Here is a 17,321-nt window from a genome sequence, read left to right as displayed (position 1 = left end):
TTCAATGATAAAATTTGAAAAAAAGTACAACAAACTCTTTTTAAATAATATTAGAAAAGCCATTACTGATTATGAGATGATTCAACCAAATGATAAAATAGCCGTTGGTTTATCAGGTGGAAAAGATAGCATTTTTCTGTTGTTTTGTTTAAAACTTATACAGCAGACTTCCATAAAAAATTTTGAATTCATCGGTATTCATATTGATTTAGGCTTTAGTATGGATATAGAATCACTAAAAAGTTATTGTACAAAAAATAATATTCCTCTTATTATAGAAAAAACAAACATTGCTGATGTAATTTTTAATGATCGTAAAGAAAAGAATCCTTGTTCACTCTGTTCTAAATTAAGAAGAGGTGCTTTAGCAAGGGTTTCTAAAAATTATAATGTCAACAAAATAGCACTCGGTCATAATGCGGATGATGTTATCGAAACCCTATTTATGAATGTATTAAAAGTAGGAAAATTAGGAACATTTCACCCAAATAGCTACAATAGTGAAAAAGACATGCACATCATAAGACCTATGATATATATTAGAGAAAATTTAATAGAATCTTTTGTAAATAAATTTAATCTTCCTGTCATTACAAGTACTTGTCCTAAAGACAAAAAGACCGTTAGAGAAGATATGAAAAAGCTTTTATTTCAATTAGAAAAAATTTATCCCGATGCTTCAGAGAAAATATTGTCTTCTTTATCTAATTTTGATCTTAACAACCTTTGGAAAAAATATGATATTTAAAATGACCAGCTATTTGCTGGCCATTTTCATATATTTGAAGCATAATCTTCAAAGACATTATTCCACTTTTCCACATAGCTACCAGTAGCCCATTCAGCCATTACGACACTCTCCCCCTCTTTTAGGTCTATTTTTTCTATATATTTATCAGAAAGTTTATCATTACTTAAACCATATACATATATTGTATTTTTAGTAACAATAATTGCTAAATCCTTATTCGGTGAAGTATATCCATCTATAGCTTTAGGCACTTTTTCTTTTATTTGATTCCATGATAAGTACAATTCATCATAATGAACAATTTTATAAGGTGGAATCATATTAATATTAAATTCTAAGAAACTGTCCTCACTCACAGACTCTTTATAATATAGTCTTCCCTTCATAATCCAGTGTCCATTTCTTCGTGCTAATGTAAAACTATCTTCTCTAGGCTTATATAACTTACTTCCTTCATCTTTTTTTAATGTTGTAAGATATCCTTCAGCAGAACTTATATAAGCATCTCTTCCAGTATCTCCTGCAATATCAGATATTTTTATACCTATATTCTTTTTAATATTATCAATAAGCAGTACCTGTAATCGATTCCTTTGTATTCCATCAAGTTTACTAAACTCTGTTGCTACATAATCATTTCCAACAAATAGTATTCTCCTAATAATATTTTCTTTAAAATATTCTTTTTGTATCTTCTCTTTTTCTTTACCATTTTGTTCTAATGGGTAAGCAAATAAATAATCATGAATATACCCATCTTTTTTTACCCGATTTTCTCCTACAATCCAAAAACCACTTTTTCTTGGTACAAATAAATTTGGTGTTTCTAATATAGAATATACCTTTCTATTTTTTGCAGCAATCCATAAAGTTCTATAAAATTCATTTTTACGATCATTATTTTTAGAACTAAGTCCAATCAAAACGCCTGAACGCAATAAATTTGATTCAAGAAACATCTCATTTTTAGGCTCAAGCTGTATTTTAGTATTTTTACATAACATTTCATCATTTGCTACATCAGAAATTTTACTTAAATAATAAAATACATCATCTATACATACAATTAATTTATTTTCATTTACTCTGATAAAATCGTAAAAATATTTCTCTTTTGAAGTAATTGTAATAACCTCAATAGTTTTATTTTCAAACCCTAAATCTTTATAATTGACTTTATATGCATATAGAAAAAAATCCTTCGTATTAACATTTTTTATCTTATATTCTGGTTTTTCACAAACTTCCTCTCCTAAAACCACTAAGTCTTCACTAAATATTGCCGTTTTTCCTATCAAACTTTTTATTTCTTCTTTAGAACTATAATCCTCTATCTTATAGTAGCTTTCTATTTTCCATGTACCTTTAATTGGAATCTGCTTATTTTTTGGTGCTACAATACTTTCTCCTATATCTAAATTTATATCTACACATCCTTGTAAAATAAAAATACTAATAAAAAAAATAATAAAAAAACCTTTTTTCTTCATATTCCTTCTCCTAAATGTTTAAATAAACGATTCAATAGGTAATCTAATATTTACAATTGTTCCTTTATTTAACTCACTCTCTATATCTAAAGATCCTTCATGTAATTTAACAATTTCATCACAAATAGATAATCCTATACCATTTTTTGATTTACTGTTTTTCCCTTTGTAAAATTTTTCTTTTACCTTTGGTAAATCCTCACTGCTAATCCCGCATCCATTATCCTTTATTGACATAATAAGCTCGTTTTTTTCCAACTTTGCATAAAACGATACCATTCCTCCTTTATCAGTAAATTTAAATGCGTTATCTAATACATTAATTAATACCTGTTTTATTCTATTTTTATCCATAAACATTGGAGGAATATCTTTATCATAATCAACCATAAAATTTATTTTATCTCTTGATGCACGAGGCCTCATATATTTTTCAATATATTTTACTAAATCTTCAATAATAACTTTTTCCTTGTTTAAGGTAATCTTCCCAGATACAAACTTTGAAAAATCTAAAAGTTCCTCTACCATTAAAGTCAATCTTTCACTTTCCTTTTCAATAATTTTTAATCCTTCTCTCATGGTCTCTTTATCATTAAGTTCTTGATTATTTAATACCAAAGCCCACCCTTTGATAGCCGTTAGCGGTGTTCGAATTTCATGAGATACAGAAGAAATAAATTCATTTTTTAGTTGATCTTTTTTTACAATTTCATCAGCCATAAAATTTAAAGTATCTGACAATTTTCCTATTTCATCATCATACTTTTTTCTACTTCTTACCTTAAAATTTCCTAATGCCATTTTCTTCGCTGTATTTGTTAATTCTTCAATAGGTATTGTAATGGTATTTGCTAAAAAAATACTTACAATACCAGATATAATAGTAACAAAAGCACCTATACTAAGAAAAATCATAGATATCCTTTTAATACCGTTATTTACTTCCTCTAAAGATGTAATAAATCTTAACACACCAACAATCTTATTATCAGCTTTTAATGGATACGCTACTGCCATTACCTTATGATCATCATAGTCTACTTTTCCAGTCCATACTCCCTTTTTACCATCTAATGCTTTCTTTATATCTGTAGCATGTATATGTTCTTTCCATCCAACACCAATAGAATCCATTAAAACTTTTCCTGATAAATCAATAATTTGTACTTGTGCTGGTGTTTGCTTCCAAAACACATCTACATTATCTAATATATTATCCTCTAGCGAAGCATTCGAAAAGTATCTTGTATAAAATTCTGAAGAAATCATAATTTGGTTTGTCAAAACATCTTCAACATTCTTATAATAATACTGTTTCACAAAGTTTATAAGCAATATTTCAAGAAATAGCACACTAATAAATATAACTAACATAAAATTAATCATTAACCTTTTTTTTATACTTTTCATACTTTTCTCCCGGCTTTCTCCATCTATATCCTACGCCCCAAACCGTTTCAATAAAAATAGGTTTTGAAGCATCATCTTCTATTTTTCTTCTTAATCTTCGAATATTTACATCTACAATTTTCGTATCTCCAATAAAATCCCATCCCCAAACTAAATCTAATAATTCATCTCTTGTAAATGCTTTTCCTTTATTTTCTACAAATATTTTCATTAATAAATATTCTTTTGGTGTCATCTCAATGACTTTATCTTGTTTATAAACAATATGTGCAGTCGTATCAATTTTAAAAGGATAACTTTCAATAATAGTCTCTTTTTTTGATTTCATATCATCAATACGGCGCAGCAGTGCTTGTACACGTAATACTAGTTCTATAGGATTAAAAGGCTTTATTACATAATCATCTGCACCTAACTTTAAACCAGATATTTTATCTAAATCCTGCCCCCTTGCAGTAAGCATGATAATCCCCATTTGTGGAAATTCTTTTCTAAGTACTTCACAGACTGCAAAACCATCTATACCAGGTAACATTACATCTAAAATCGCTACATGAGGTTTTTCTAATTTTGCTTTTTCTATTCCTTCTTCTCCACATGCTGTTTCAATAATACTATAACCACTATTTTTAAAAGTAATCTTTAATAAACTTCTTATACTATTTTCATCTTCTACAATCAATATTTTATGTTTCATATAATAACTCCTTAAACCTTTTATAATCTACTCACAATTGTATCATAAAAATAGTTTTCTCTAAAATACCAAAAAAGAGCTACACATAATAATTATGCATAACCCTTTTAAAAATTATTATCTACATTAAAATTCCAGCTATCGTTGCAGTCATAAATGCTGCTAAGCTTCCACCTATTAATGACTTAATACCTAATTTTGCTATATCTGAACGTCTTTCTGGCGCTAAGGAACCGATTCCACCAACTTGAATACCAATAGAACTAAAGTTAGCAAAACCACATAGTGCATAAGTTAATATTACAATCGTTCTATGGCTTAGTACATTATTTTTTATTAGCTCTCCTAGATTTGCATAAGCAAAGAACTCATTAATAACCACTTTTTGTCCTAAAAGACTTCCAGCTTCAATAGCATCTTTTAAAGGTATACCCATAACGTATGCTAATGGCGCAAATAATCTACCCAATATCCACTCTAAGCTTAAATAATCCATTCCCACTAAACTTCCAAACCATCCTATAATCGCATTTATTAATGCAACTAAAGCTATGAAAGCTAAAAGCATAGCTCCAACATTTAAAGCTAATTGTAACCCTTCGCTTGTTCCTCTTGCTGCTGCATCAATGATATTTGCATCGATGTTTTCTGTCTCCATTTTAACTTTTCCTTTTGTTACTGGTGTTTCTGTTTCAGGAATCATAATCTTAGAAATAATTAAACTTGCAGGTGCAGACATAATACTTGCTGCAATTAAGTGTCCAGCTTCTACTCCCATAGAAACGTATCCAGCCATTACACCACCAGCAACAGTAGCCATTCCACCTGTCATTACAGTAAGTAACTCAGAATTTGTCATTGATTTAATAAATGGTTTTATAATAAGAGGTGCTTCTGTTTGTCCTACAAAAATATTTGCAGTTGCAGACAAAGTTTCAGCTCCACTTGTACCAAGATATTTCGCCATAAATTTTGCTAAGAAAGTAATAATTTTATCCATAATTCCTATGTGATATAAAACAGCCATTAATGCTGAGAAAAAGATAATTGTAGGTAAAATTTGTAATGCAAATATAAATCCAAAACTATCTACATTCAATAAATTTCCAAACAGGAAACCGGTTCCATCTTTTGTAAAATCTAATAATCTGTTTACCAAATCATTTAAAACATTAAATAACTTTTGTCCAGGCTCCCATTTTAATATAAGTAGCCCAAAGATTAATTGCATTGCTACACCAGTACCTACTAATTTCCAATTGATAGCCTTTTTGTTGTTGGATAACAAATATGCAATTGCTATCATAATACCAAGACCTAAAAAACTTATTAATTTTTCCATTCTTTTCCACCTTCCTTATGAAAATTATTGTTTAAAAACGGAAACGTTTTCACATGTTTAGAAGTATACCGCATTTTTCGACAAATTGCAAATGGAAATTTCTAAAATTATATTCCTCAAAATTCTAATTGACAAAATCTCAAAATATTTATATATTAATTTATTAAGAATTCTAATTTATAAGAATTCTAATTTATCTAAGGGATTTTTTTTAAGTACATATAAATTTACTATTAACAAAATCGTATTTTTTCGATATGATATGGTTAAATATAATCTATAGACAGATTTAAATCTGAAAATAGAAAATACTAAATTATTGTTAAATGGAGGTTGCTTTATGATTAATAGAGTCATTTGGATTGTATTAGATAGTGTTGGTATGGGAGCGCTACCAGATGCTGAAAAATATGGAGATGCTGGAAGCAATACAATTGGTAATATTTCCAAAGCTTTAGGTGGATTACATCTGCCTAATATGGAAAAACTAGGTCTTGGTCATATTGATGGTATGATAGGGATTAATAAAACAGAAAATCCTATTGGATGCTATGGCCGTTTTGCTGAAAAATCTGAAGGAAAAGATACTACTACTGGACATTGGGAAATGGCTGGTGTTTGTTTAGAAACAGCTTTTCCTACTTATCCAAATGGTTTTCCAGAAGAAATCATTACTGCTTTTGAAAAAGAAATCGGCACAAAAATCATTGGAAACAAGCCTGCTTCTGGTACAGCAATTATAGAAGAACTAGGTAAAGAGCATATAAAAACAGGATATCCTATTGTATACACTTCAGCTGATAGCGTATTTCAAATTGCAGCACATGAAGAAATAATTTCTACTAATCGTTTATATGAAATGTGTAAAATAGCAAGAAAAATTTTACAAGGTGAGCATGGAGTCGCTAGAATAATTGCAAGACCTTTTATTGGAAAACCAGGCAATTTTACTCGAACTGCTAATAGAAGGGATTTCTCTCTTACTCCACCTTACAATACTTTATTAGATAATCTAAAAAATGCTGATTTAAATGTAATCGGCGTAGGAAAAATTGAAGATATTTTTTCTGGGCAAGGTATTACAGAAGCAATTCATACAAAAAATAATATGGATGGTGTTGATCAAACCCTAAACTATATGAAACAAGACAAAAAAGGATTAATTTTTACAAACCTTGTTGATTTTGATATGAAGTGGGGTCATCGTAATAATGTTAAAGCTTATGCACAAGGATTAGCAGATTTTGACAAAAGATTACCTGAAATATTTGATACAATGAAAGATACAGATATATTATTTATTACAGCTGACCATGGATGTGATCCTACAATGCCAGGTACTGATCACTCTAGAGAATATGTTCCTTTCTTAGCATACGGCAAGCCACTTGAAAAAAATATTAATTTAGGAACAAGAACAACCTTTGCTGATATGGGACAAACGGTAGCTGAAATCTTTCATGTTGAACCCGTAAAACATGGTAATAGTTTCTTAAAAGAAATTATTAAAAAATAAGGAGGAAAAAATGTATGGATTTTTACAAAAGCATTAAACAATCAGCAGAATACATTTTACAAAAATCAAAATTTCAACCCGAAATTGGCCTTATACTAGGCTCAGGACTTGGTGCTATTGCAGATCAAATAGAAAATAAAGAGGTTTATCCTTATAGTGAAATCCCAAATTTTCCAGTATCTACAGTAGAAGGTCATGCAGGACAATTGGTAATTGGAACATTAGAAGGAAAAAAAGTAGTTGCCATGCAAGGACGTTTTCATTTCTATGAAGGATATCATATGAAAGAAGTAACATTTCCAGTTCGCGTAATGAAATTATTAGGAATAAAAACTTTAATTGTTACAAATGCTGCTGGCGCTGTAAACACTTCATATAAACCTGGAGATTTAATGCTTATTTCTGATCACTTGAATCTGTCTGGAGATAATCCATTAATTGGCAAAAATTTAGGTGAATTTGGTACACGTTTCCCAGATATGTCTAATGCCTACGATAAAGATTTAAGAACTAAAGTAAAAGAAATTGCCAAATCTTTAAATATTGAGTTGCAAGAAGGTGTTTATGCTTGCATGAGCGGTCCTACTTATGAAACTCCTGCAGAAATTAAAATGGTACGTACATTAGGAGCAGATGCTGTAGGTATGTCTACTGTACCAGAAGTTATTACAGCTATTCATAGCGGTATAAAAGTAATTGGTGTATCTTGTATGACAAATATGGCAGCAGGAATTTTAGACCAGCCATTAGATCACAATGAAGTAATGGAAACTTCAGAAAAAGCAAGAGCAAAGTTTATTACACTTATGAAAAATATTATTAAATCCATATAAAAAACTAAATTATTCACTATATATATAATAGTGTAAAATAATATCAAACGATAGGAAGTGGATTTCATGAATATACTCATAAAAAATCCTTCGATATTATGCTTCGATAAAGAAAAAGTTTTTATAGAAAATAAAGATATTGCTATAAAAGATGGAGTGATCCAATATATAGGAGAAATTCCAAAAAGCTTTGAGTATGACAAGCTTATCTCTGCCACAGATAAACTTGTTATGCCAGGACTTATTAACACACATACCCATTTGCCTATGTCTCTTTTAAGAAACTATGCAGATGACTTACCCCTTTGGGAATGGCTTACAGAAAAAGTATGGCCAATAGAACCAAAATTAACAGAAGAAATTGTTTATTGGGGAAGTATGTTAAGTATTGCAGAATTAATCATGTCAGGCGTTACTTGCTTTAATGATATGTATAATTTTGCTGATACTGTTGCGAAAGCAGCTCAAGATGCAAAAATAAGAGGATGCATTTGTGACACACTTTTTGATAAAACGAGAGATGATCAGTCTGATTTTAAAATTACAAGAGATTTGTATAAAAAGTGGCATAAATCAAATAATGATAGAATCAGGGTTTTCGTTGGCCCACATGCTCCATATACCTGTTCAGCAGACTACCTAAAAAAAATTATTCCTTTGGCAAAAGAACTAAATACAGGAATTCATATTCATTTAAGTGAAAGTATTAAAGAGGTACAAGACAGTATAAATACTTATGGTAAATCACCTGTAAAACACTTATATGATTTAGGATTATTTGATGTACATACTTTAGCAGCACATTGTGTTCATTTATCAGATGAAGATATTTTGATCCTAAAGGACAAAAATGTTCATGTATTAAATAATCCTGTAAGCAACTTGAAGCTTGCAAATGGTTTTTCTCCTGTTTACAAAATGCTAAAAAATAAAATTAATGTTGCATTAGGAACAGATAGCTCTTGTAGTAACAATAATCTAAATATGTTTGAAGAAATGAAACTTGCTTCTATACTTAATAAAGGTATTACGGGAGATAGCACAGCTGTACCTGCGGCTACAGCACTAAAAATGGCTACAATCAATGGAGCTAAGGCATTAGGAATAGAAGATAAAGTGGGCTCAATAGAAGTAGGAAAATGTGCAGATATTATTTTAATTGACTTAAACAAGCCTCATCTATATCCAAAGCACAACATAGTATCTTTATTAGTATATTCTATTCAAGGTTCAGATGTAGATACCGTTATTGTAGATGGAAATATATTAATGGAAAATCGCAAATTAACAACAATTAATCTAGAAGAAGTAATGCAAAATGCCCAATTATGTGCTGAAAAATTAACAAAATAGGCCAAGGTTATCTTGGCCTAACTTACTTTTTATTTAATAAAATATGGATGGTTGGTTTACAAAATACTTTCTGCGCTACCTTACAAATATCATCCCCTTTAATATCATCTAGTTCTTTTATATCATCAATAAACACATCAATCTTTCTACCCATCATCTTTTGATGCAAAACATAATTTCCCAATGCTTGTGAATCTTCTAGTATTGAAAAAATCCCTGTTTTCATTACCTTTTTCATATGGGTAATATGTTTATCATCAAAATATATCTCCTTATTCTTTATCTTTGTGATACAATCCTCAATAACTTTCTTTGCTTTCCAAATATCATCTTCTTCGGCTGTTGTATATATATATAAGGTTTTTATGAATTCTGTTACATCTATTTCAGAATAAACATCATATGAAAAACCTTTTTCTTCCCTAAGGGCTCGAAACAAAATCGAGTTAGCGCTCTCTCCAAACTTATAATTTAATATTTCTAAAGCCAATTCTTCTTTACGTGTCAATCCATAAAATGTATATAGAAAAAGTATTGTATTTTGTTCTATATTCCTTTTATATGATACCTTTTCAATATTCCTATTTTTTTCTACAGAAACTAAAACATTTTTTTCTTCTCTTTTCTCCCAATTATTAAAGTACTTTTCTATCATTTTCTTTACAATATCATGACTAAAAGGAGAAACTACACTGATAATACATTTATTTGGTATATAATGATCATGATAAAAATTCTCAAGCTGCTCTTTAGTAAAGCTTTTAATAGTTTTTTCACTTCCCAATATATCATAACGCAATGGACTCTTCTTAAAAGCTACCTCATTTATTTTATTAAAGCTATATTGTTCCACATCATCCATACTTGTTTTCAATTCCGATAAAATTACTTTTCTTTCCTTATCTATTTCCTCTTTTGGAAATGTCGAATTAATAATCATATCAGATAAAAGTTCTGTTGAAGCTTCTAATTCTTCAGACAACGCAGTTATTGCTAATACTGTAGAAGTATAATCTGTATATGCATCATAAGAACCCGCTCTTTCCTCAAGATCTTGATTGATTCTATTATTATCTCTTTTATTTGTCCCTTTAAACAGCATATGCTCAATAAAATGACAAATACCTTTTTCGTGCTTCTGTTCATACATAGAACCTATATGAATCCCTACGTGTATTGATGCAATATGTGTATCTTTTTTTATAGTTATAAGTCGTATGCCATTTTTCAATTCGTATTCCTTACTGTTAAAAAACTGATTTGTCATAATTTTTACTCCTACTCTATTAAAATATTCTGTTTTTAAATTATATCATACACTACTAAAAAAGGGGAATGCCTTACAATGTTACCCCTAACTTTTATTTTTATAAAAACATATTATGTAATATACAAATAGAAAGGAGTTTTTATATGTCTAATAAATCATTATTTAGATGAGGATGTAATGCTTTGCCACCTGTAGGTAGGCCAAATGTTAATAATTCATACGGACCTCCTGATTATCCTCCACCCCCTTTTATACCATCAATATCAAAAGCAAAGGCAGAAGGAAGAACAAAGGTTCCTGGTACAGGTATGATTTGTCAATATGCAATCAGGAATTGTAAATTCAAGTATACTTATATATGGTTAAATAATGGTTTACAGTTTTGGACAAAACCTATCTTAATAAATAAAAATTTTATTTATTGCTGGATTTGGAATAATTTATGTTGGATATATCAAAAACTCGCAATAACAGATATTCACAGCTTTATGTGCTATTAAGTAGCATACATTACCATAATATTCTATTGCTTATTTGGTTGACATAATATATATTTTTTTATATAATACTCACTATGTAAACACATTACATTTGCTGAATCTCAGATTTTCTGGGTACGGAGGAACCACCTTAAGGGGTTAATCCATGCATAACATGGTAGGGAACCTTCTATCCCGAACCCGTCAGCTAACTTCGGAAGCAGATTATGGAAGGAGTGTATTGTGCATGAAAACAAATAAGAAAAAACTTGTTGCGATTTGTTTAATTATTTTATGCATATCGCTACAAGTAATGAATGTGTTTGCTAGTGAATATGTTACATTAAAGTACGGAAGCAGAGGCTATGAAGTAGTCAGACTCCAGAAAGCATTGATAAGTAAAGGATTTCTAAAAGACTCAGCTGATGGAATTTTTGGACCAATAACCAAAAAGGCTGTTATGGAATTTCAAAAATCGGTTCATATTACAGTAGATGGTATAGCAGGAAAACAGACTCAGTCTAGACTATATGCAAATACGCCTGTTTCTAGAGGAATAAATACTTCAACAAATCAGTATTCTAAAGATTTATATTGGATGTCAAGAATTATTCATGCAGAAGCTGGAGCAGAGCCTTATAAAGGTAAGGTAGCAGTAGGAAATGTAATATTAAATAGAGTAAAATCAAGTGAATTTCCAAATACTGTTTATAATGTAATATTTGATTATTATAAAGGAATCCCACAGTTTAGCCCTGTAGCAGAAGGAACTATTTATAATACACCATCAGAGGAAAGTATACAAGCAGCAAAGGATGCATTAAACGGCGTACGTCCTGTAGGTAGTGCCGAATATTTCTTTAATCCTGACAAATCAGCCGCTAAATGGATTGTACAAAACAAAACATATGTTACAAGAATTGGTGATCATGTATTTTATAAGTAAATATTTTTAAAAAAGGTTGTGCTTAAAAATAGCACAACCTTTTTTAAAAAAATCAAATGTATTAACATTGATTATATAGCCATATAAACTCTTGTCTCGTATGGTTTTAATACTATATCTGTTGTAGGATCGTGCTGTTTAACATCATAATTACTTAGTAGCAGTCCTTCATATTTTAGTTCTATGTCCTTATACTCATATACAGCTTTTGAATCTGTTAGATTGCATATTACAACAACTTTTTCATCGTCTAATGTACGTGTATATGCAAAAATTTGCTCATTATTTTCTAGAATCAAATAATATTTTCCATATATTAAAACATGGTTTTCTTTTCTTATCTTAATCATTTTTTTATAGAAATTAAGCACAGAGCTTTCATCTTTTTCCTGTCTTGCTACATTAATTTCTCTAAAATTTGGATTAACCCTAATCCATGGTGTTCCAGTAGTAAATCCCGCATTTGGTGATTCATCCCATTGCATAGGCGTGCGAGCATTATCTCTAGATGATGCCCATATTATTTCCATGATATTTTCATGAGATACCCCTTTTTCTCTGTTCATAACATACAAATTTTTAGTTTTTACATCATTATATTCCTCAATTCTTTTGAATTTGACATTTGTCATTCCAATCTCTTGTCCTTGATATATAAAAGGCGTTCCCTGCATCATAAAATACATAACAGCTAGTGATGTTGCACTCTCACGCCAATAAACCGTATCATTTCCCCAAGTAGAAACAATACGTGGTATATCATGATTTTCAATATATAATGCATTCCATCCTTTGCCTTCTAAACCTTCCTGCCATTTTGATAATATCTTTTTTAAATTTACAATATCTAATTGATTCTTTTTTTGAGTATTCCATAAATCCAAGTGTTCAAATTGAAAAACCATGTTAAATTTTCCTTTTTCTTCACTAACCCAATAAGATGCATCTTCAATATTTACACCATTTGCTTCTCCAACAGTCATAATATCATATTTAGAAAAAGTATTTTCTTTTAGTTCTTTAAGGTATTTATGAATTCCCTCTACATTCATATGCTTATCAAAAGATGCAACATATTTTAAGCCTTCTGGATTAGGCATATCTTTTAATCCTTCTTCTTTTTTTATATGACTAATTGCGTCTACTCTAAAACCATCAATTCCTTTATCTAACCACCAATTAATCATACTATAAATAGCTTGACGCATATTCTCATTCTCCCAGTTTAAATCTGGTTGTTTTGGGGAAAATAAATGTAGGTAATATTGGCCGCTCTTTTTATCATATTCCCAAGCAGAACCACCGAAAATACTTTCCCAGTTGTTTGGCTCTTTTCCATCTTTACCGTCCCGCCATATATACCAATCACGTTTTAAACTATCTTTTGAAGAACATGCCTCAATAAACCATGGGTGTTCGTCACTTGTGTGATTTATAACCAAATCAATGATAAGTTTCATGCCACGATTGTGAACTTCTTGCAGAAGCTGATCAAAATCATCCATTGTACCAAAATCATCCATAATCTCCTGATAATCACTAATATCATAGCCATTATCATCATTTGGTGATTTATACATTGGGCAAATCCAGATTACATCAATTCCTAAATCTTTTAAATAATCTAATTTGGAAATTATCCCCTGTAAATCTCCTATTCCATCACCATTTGAATCTTTAAAACTTCTAGGATATATTTGATATGCAACAGCTTCCTTCCACCACACTTTCTTCATCTAATATCTTTCCTTTCCTAAACACTTATTTGCTTTCCATTATAGCAAGGGCAACAGCTCCCTTAACTCCTGCATCTGTTCCTAAAGCTGCTGGTACTATTTTCGTACTTTCCCACATAGCTTTAAAACATCTTGTCTTTACTACTTCATTTACTTTTTCAAATACGATGTCTCCTCCCTTAGAAACACCTCCTCCAATGATAACCATTTCTGGATCAAAAGAAGTAATAATATTAGCAACACATATTCCAAGATAATTTAACGCTTCATTAAGTATATTTTTTGCTAGCTTATCTCCTTTTTCTGCTTCTTTAAACACTTCATAGGCTGTTATTTTTTCATAACTAGATAAGGAAGTACTTAATCCCTTTTCTACTTGCTTCCTTGCAGCCTTTGCTATGGCAGTGCCTGAAGCTAAAGCTTCCGCACATCCATAATTACCACAATTACAGCGTGGACCTTTCTTTTCTAAAGTCATATGTCCTATTTCTAATGCATTGCAGGTATTTCCTCTGTATATCTTTCCATTTAATATAGCACCTCCGCCTATACCAGTAGAAACAGTTATAAACACCATGTTATTCGTCCCTTTTCCTGCTCCAAAAACATATTCTCCTATAGCTGCTACGTTAGCATCATTATCTAAATAAGTAGGAATATGAAATTTATCCACTAGAGGCTTTACTATATTAAAATTTTTAAAAGGAAGATTTGGAGTCGTTATAATTTTCCCTTCTTTAGCATCTAACGGCCCTGGAGATCCTATCCCTATAGATACAATTTTTTCTTTATCTACATTTGATTCTTTTATTACTTCTTCTACAACAGTTATTATTCTTTCTAATACTGCTTTTTCTCCTTCTTCTGCTTTTGTAGGAAGTGTATATTGAGAAACTACATCTCCCTTAAAATTTGCAACAGCTCCACTTATCTTCGTTCCCCCTAAGTCAATACCTATAACATATTTATCCTCCACTAAAATCCCTCCGTTTCTATTTCTACACCATAATGATCTGATACAATCGGTTTATTAGTTCCATTAAATATTACTTTCGAATATTTAATATCTATTTTTTTATTTGATAGAATTAAATCTAGTCTTAAATCTTGTTCATTTGAGCTCCAACCAGCTATTTTGCCTTTTACCGTAATTCCGCTATCATTCTCTTTGGCCATAGAAAAAGTATCATACAGTCCCTTTTCTATTAAATAATCATAACCTTCTCCTTCTACAAAAGCATCATTGTTAAAATCCCCCATAAAGAAGGTTAACCTATCTTTTTTCATAGTGCTTAATAATTGGTCTACCTGGTATTTAAATGGTTCTTCCTCATCTAGCCACCACCCTAAATGACAAGAATAAAAATCTATAACTTCTTCATTTATTTTTATAGTAGCCCCTACAATCTTTCTAGTTTTCCAAAAGGCTTGATCCTGACTTTTCGTTATAAAGAAAGAATCATATTTTTCGATTTTATGCTTCGTTAGAATACTTACTCCTTCTTCATACTTATCAAAACCTATATGAGAAAAATCCCATAACATTCTATATTCCATGCAGCCTAAGCTTTCTAATTCCTTTAGCAAAATAAAAGCAAAATTATCCTTTTTTATATTTTGAAAAATATATTCTCTATTTATAGACTGATTCACTTCTTGTAATGCAACAACATCATAACGTTCTTCTTTGATAGTATTTGCAATAATTTTTATTTTCTCTTCTTGACGATCCTCCATCCATGAATGACAGTTTAACGTTAAAAGCTTCATTTTATAAATCACCTAAAATATCTATTATATTAGATTTTATTATATCCGCTTTTGGACCATATATAGCTTGTACTCCTTTATCCTTTATTACTAAGCCTAATGCTTTATTATCCTTCCATTCCTTCTCCCCTGCAACTAAATTTAAATCTTGAACTGTTACACGAAGACGTGTCATACAAGCATCTACATCTACTATGTTTTCTTTTCCACCTAATAATTTTATTGCAGTACAAGCTATTTCATCTTTTACATTTGATTTTAATTCTTTTGAGTCAGTCTCTTTTTCTACTATATCAATATCATTCCCTGCACGACCTGGTGTTGCCACATTAAATTTTTTGATTATAAAATTAAACATAAAATAACTTATCCCTAAAAATGCTATAGATACAATAATAAAACCAATTAAGTCTTTCGTAATTCCAGCATTTATAACCATTGGTGTACGTGTTAAAAATTCAATAAATCCAAAAGCATGAATACGTAAATTGATTAAATCTGCCATAGCAAATGCTATCCCTGTTAACACTGCATATGCTCCATATAGTATAGGGGATGTAAACATAAACATAAATTCAATTGGTTCTGTAACACCAGTTAAAAATACTGCAAGTGCTGATGAAAGATACATAGATTTATATTTTTTCCTTTTATCATCTTCTACATTCTTATACATTGCAAAAGCTGCGCCCATTAATGTAGCAGAAGAAGTAATTACTTGCCCTATTTTAAAACGAGCTGGATGAACTGTAGCTAATAAATGCTTATATGTATCCATATTTCCTGCAGCTTTTAAATTATTTAAATCCGTAATCCATGCTAACCATAATGGGTCCTGACCATATACAATTTGTCCTATGTTATCTCCAGTTAGTATATCATAGGTTCCTCCAAGCTGCGTATAGTTTATAGGAATTGTTACTAAATGATGTAGGCCAAATGGTAACAATAAACGCTCAAGTGAGCCATAAATGAAAGTAGATATAAATGGTGCACTATCTTTTGATGTAGCGATCCATTTTCCAAAGTTATTGATTCCTGTTTGTACGATTGGCCAAAACACAGCAAGTATAACTGCAACAACAACTGAATATCCAATCACTACAAAAGGAACAAACCTTTTACCATTAAAAAACGAAAGAGAACTTGGTAATTTATTATAGTTATAGTATTTATTATATAACGTAGCACCTACAAAGCCTGCTATAATCCCAACAAACACGCCCATATTTAAAGTTGGTGCTCCAAGGACTGATACAAAATAGTCTTTAACTAAGAGCTTGCCACCTAAAATATTATTAACTACTGCATTAGGATCAGCAAGCATATCAGATGTAATTCCATAAATAGCTCCTATTATACGATTGATTAATACAAAAGCTAGAACGGATGCAAAAGCTCCACCAGCACGTTCCTTCGCCCATGAACCTCCAATTGCAATAGCAAATAGTAGATTTAAGTTAACAATAATTGCCCAACCTATATCTTCTACAGTATGTGCAATGAGTCCAATCACACCTGAACTTCCCAAGAATATTCCTATTACTTTTCCTAAAGAAATCATAAGTCCTGCTGCTGGCATAACTGCTATAACTACCATTAAAGCTTTTCCAAATTTTTGCCAAAAATCGAATGAAATAATTCTAGATTTTTGTGACATCTTCAAATCCCCCTTATATTGATAATAGCCTATAAAATTAAATTTTTTAGCTGTGCAAACGTTTT

At 30.3% G+C, this 17,321-nt stretch carries 15 protein-coding genes and 1 riboswitch; of the genes, 6 read left to right on the top strand and 9 right to left on the bottom strand.

Features of this window, described 5'->3' with window-relative positions:
- Nucleotides 1-4 precede the first annotated feature (4 nt).
- Complete coding sequence (locus FQB35_RS05610; RefSeq protein WP_148809042.1) at nucleotides 5-748, top strand: tRNA lysidine(34) synthetase; 744 nt, start codon at nucleotides 5-7, stop codon at nucleotides 746-748.
- A gap of 26 nt (nucleotides 749-774) precedes the next feature.
- Here the strand turns inward: FQB35_RS05610 and FQB35_RS05605 are convergent, their stop codons facing one another.
- From FQB35_RS05605 to FQB35_RS05590, 4 genes are all read right to left on the bottom strand, one after another.
- Nucleotides 775-2,241: a hypothetical protein gene (locus FQB35_RS05605; protein ID WP_148809041.1), complete on the bottom strand. Its 1,467-nt coding sequence runs from the start codon at nucleotides 2,239-2,241 to the stop codon at nucleotides 775-777.
- An 18-nt stretch (nucleotides 2,242-2,259) separates the two neighbouring features.
- Entirely contained in the window at nucleotides 2,260-3,654 is a 1,395-nt protein-coding gene (locus FQB35_RS05600; RefSeq protein WP_148809040.1) for a sensor histidine kinase, read from the bottom strand.
- Nucleotides 3,623-4,351, bottom strand: a complete 729-nt coding sequence (locus tag FQB35_RS05595; protein WP_148809039.1) for a response regulator transcription factor — start codon at nucleotides 4,349-4,351, stop codon at nucleotides 3,623-3,625. Before FQB35_RS05595 ends, FQB35_RS05600 begins: the two co-directional genes overlap by 32 nt.
- Before the next feature lie 121 nt (nucleotides 4,352-4,472).
- Complete coding sequence (locus FQB35_RS05590; RefSeq protein ID WP_148809038.1) at nucleotides 4,473-5,693, bottom strand: NupC/NupG family nucleoside CNT transporter; 1,221 nt, start codon at nucleotides 5,691-5,693, stop codon at nucleotides 4,473-4,475.
- A 340-nt stretch (nucleotides 5,694-6,033) separates the two neighbouring features.
- On the opposite strand from FQB35_RS05590, the gene FQB35_RS05585 reads away from it, so the two are divergent.
- The 3 genes from FQB35_RS05585 to FQB35_RS05575 all read left to right on the top strand — a co-directional run bounded on the left by FQB35_RS05585 (nucleotide 6,034) and on the right by FQB35_RS05575 (nucleotide 9,395).
- The gene (locus FQB35_RS05585; protein WP_148809037.1) at nucleotides 6,034-7,209 is read left to right on the top strand and encodes a phosphopentomutase; all 1,176 of its coding nucleotides are present in this window, start codon (nucleotides 6,034-6,036) and stop codon (nucleotides 7,207-7,209) included.
- 14 nt (nucleotides 7,210-7,223) lie between these two features.
- Nucleotides 7,224-8,042 (top strand): purine-nucleoside phosphorylase, encoded by an 819-nt coding sequence (locus FQB35_RS05580; protein ID WP_148809036.1) that lies wholly within the window; start codon nucleotides 7,224-7,226, stop codon nucleotides 8,040-8,042.
- Between the two features lie 66 nt (nucleotides 8,043-8,108).
- Nucleotides 8,109-9,395 (top strand): amidohydrolase, encoded by a 1,287-nt coding sequence (locus FQB35_RS05575; RefSeq protein WP_148809035.1) that lies wholly within the window; start codon nucleotides 8,109-8,111, stop codon nucleotides 9,393-9,395.
- Between the two features lie 22 nt (nucleotides 9,396-9,417).
- Here the strand turns inward: FQB35_RS05575 and FQB35_RS05570 are convergent, their stop codons facing one another.
- Entirely contained in the window at nucleotides 9,418-10,662 is a 1,245-nt protein-coding gene (locus FQB35_RS05570) for a M16 family metallopeptidase (protein ID WP_148809034.1), read from the bottom strand.
- A 185-nt stretch (nucleotides 10,663-10,847) separates the two neighbouring features.
- On the opposite strand from FQB35_RS05570, the gene FQB35_RS05565 reads away from it, so the two are divergent.
- Together FQB35_RS05565 and FQB35_RS05560 are read left to right on the top strand one after the other, a co-directional pair.
- On the top strand, nucleotides 10,848-11,165 hold the full coding sequence (locus FQB35_RS05565; protein WP_148809033.1) for a hypothetical protein: 318 nt from the start codon (nucleotides 10,848-10,850) through the stop codon (nucleotides 11,163-11,165).
- A gap of 82 nt (nucleotides 11,166-11,247) precedes the next feature.
- Nucleotides 11,248-11,383, top strand: a riboswitch (cyclic di-AMP (ydaO/yuaA leader).
- A gap of 8 nt (nucleotides 11,384-11,391) precedes the next feature.
- The gene (locus tag FQB35_RS05560) at nucleotides 11,392-12,090 is read left to right on the top strand and encodes a cell wall hydrolase (RefSeq protein ID WP_148809032.1); all 699 of its coding nucleotides are present in this window, start codon (nucleotides 11,392-11,394) and stop codon (nucleotides 12,088-12,090) included.
- Between the two features lie 71 nt (nucleotides 12,091-12,161).
- Here FQB35_RS05560 and FQB35_RS05555 read toward each other — a convergent pair whose 3' ends face one another.
- From FQB35_RS05555 to FQB35_RS05540, 4 genes are read right to left on the bottom strand one after another with little or no spacing between them, the layout of a single operon-like run.
- A complete protein-coding gene (locus FQB35_RS05555; protein ID WP_148809031.1) occupies nucleotides 12,162-13,826 on the bottom strand; it encodes a glycoside hydrolase family 13 protein in 1,665 nt (554 codons plus the stop codon).
- Between the two features lie 25 nt (nucleotides 13,827-13,851).
- The gene (locus FQB35_RS05550) at nucleotides 13,852-14,802 is read right to left on the bottom strand and encodes an ROK family protein (protein ID WP_148809030.1); all 951 of its coding nucleotides are present in this window, start codon (nucleotides 14,800-14,802) and stop codon (nucleotides 13,852-13,854) included.
- Nucleotides 14,802-15,596, bottom strand: coding sequence for an endonuclease/exonuclease/phosphatase family protein (locus tag FQB35_RS05545; RefSeq protein ID WP_148809029.1), 795 nt, complete (start codon nucleotides 15,594-15,596; stop codon nucleotides 14,802-14,804). Before FQB35_RS05545 ends, FQB35_RS05550 begins: the two co-directional genes overlap by 1 nt.
- A 1-nt stretch (nucleotide 15,597) precedes the next feature.
- Complete coding sequence (locus tag FQB35_RS05540) at nucleotides 15,598-17,256, bottom strand: PTS transporter subunit IIBC (RefSeq protein WP_148809028.1); 1,659 nt, start codon at nucleotides 17,254-17,256, stop codon at nucleotides 15,598-15,600.
- Nucleotides 17,257-17,321: the final 65 nt, after the last annotated feature.

Origin of the sequence: Crassaminicella thermophila (assembly GCF_008152325.1) — a bacterium.
GTDB classification, from domain to species: Bacteria; Bacillota; Clostridia; order Peptostreptococcales; family Thermotaleaceae; genus Crassaminicella_A; species Crassaminicella_A thermophila.
The sequence above is the reverse complement of the archived record's forward strand: the minus strand, read 5'-3'. Positions and strand labels throughout refer to the sequence as shown.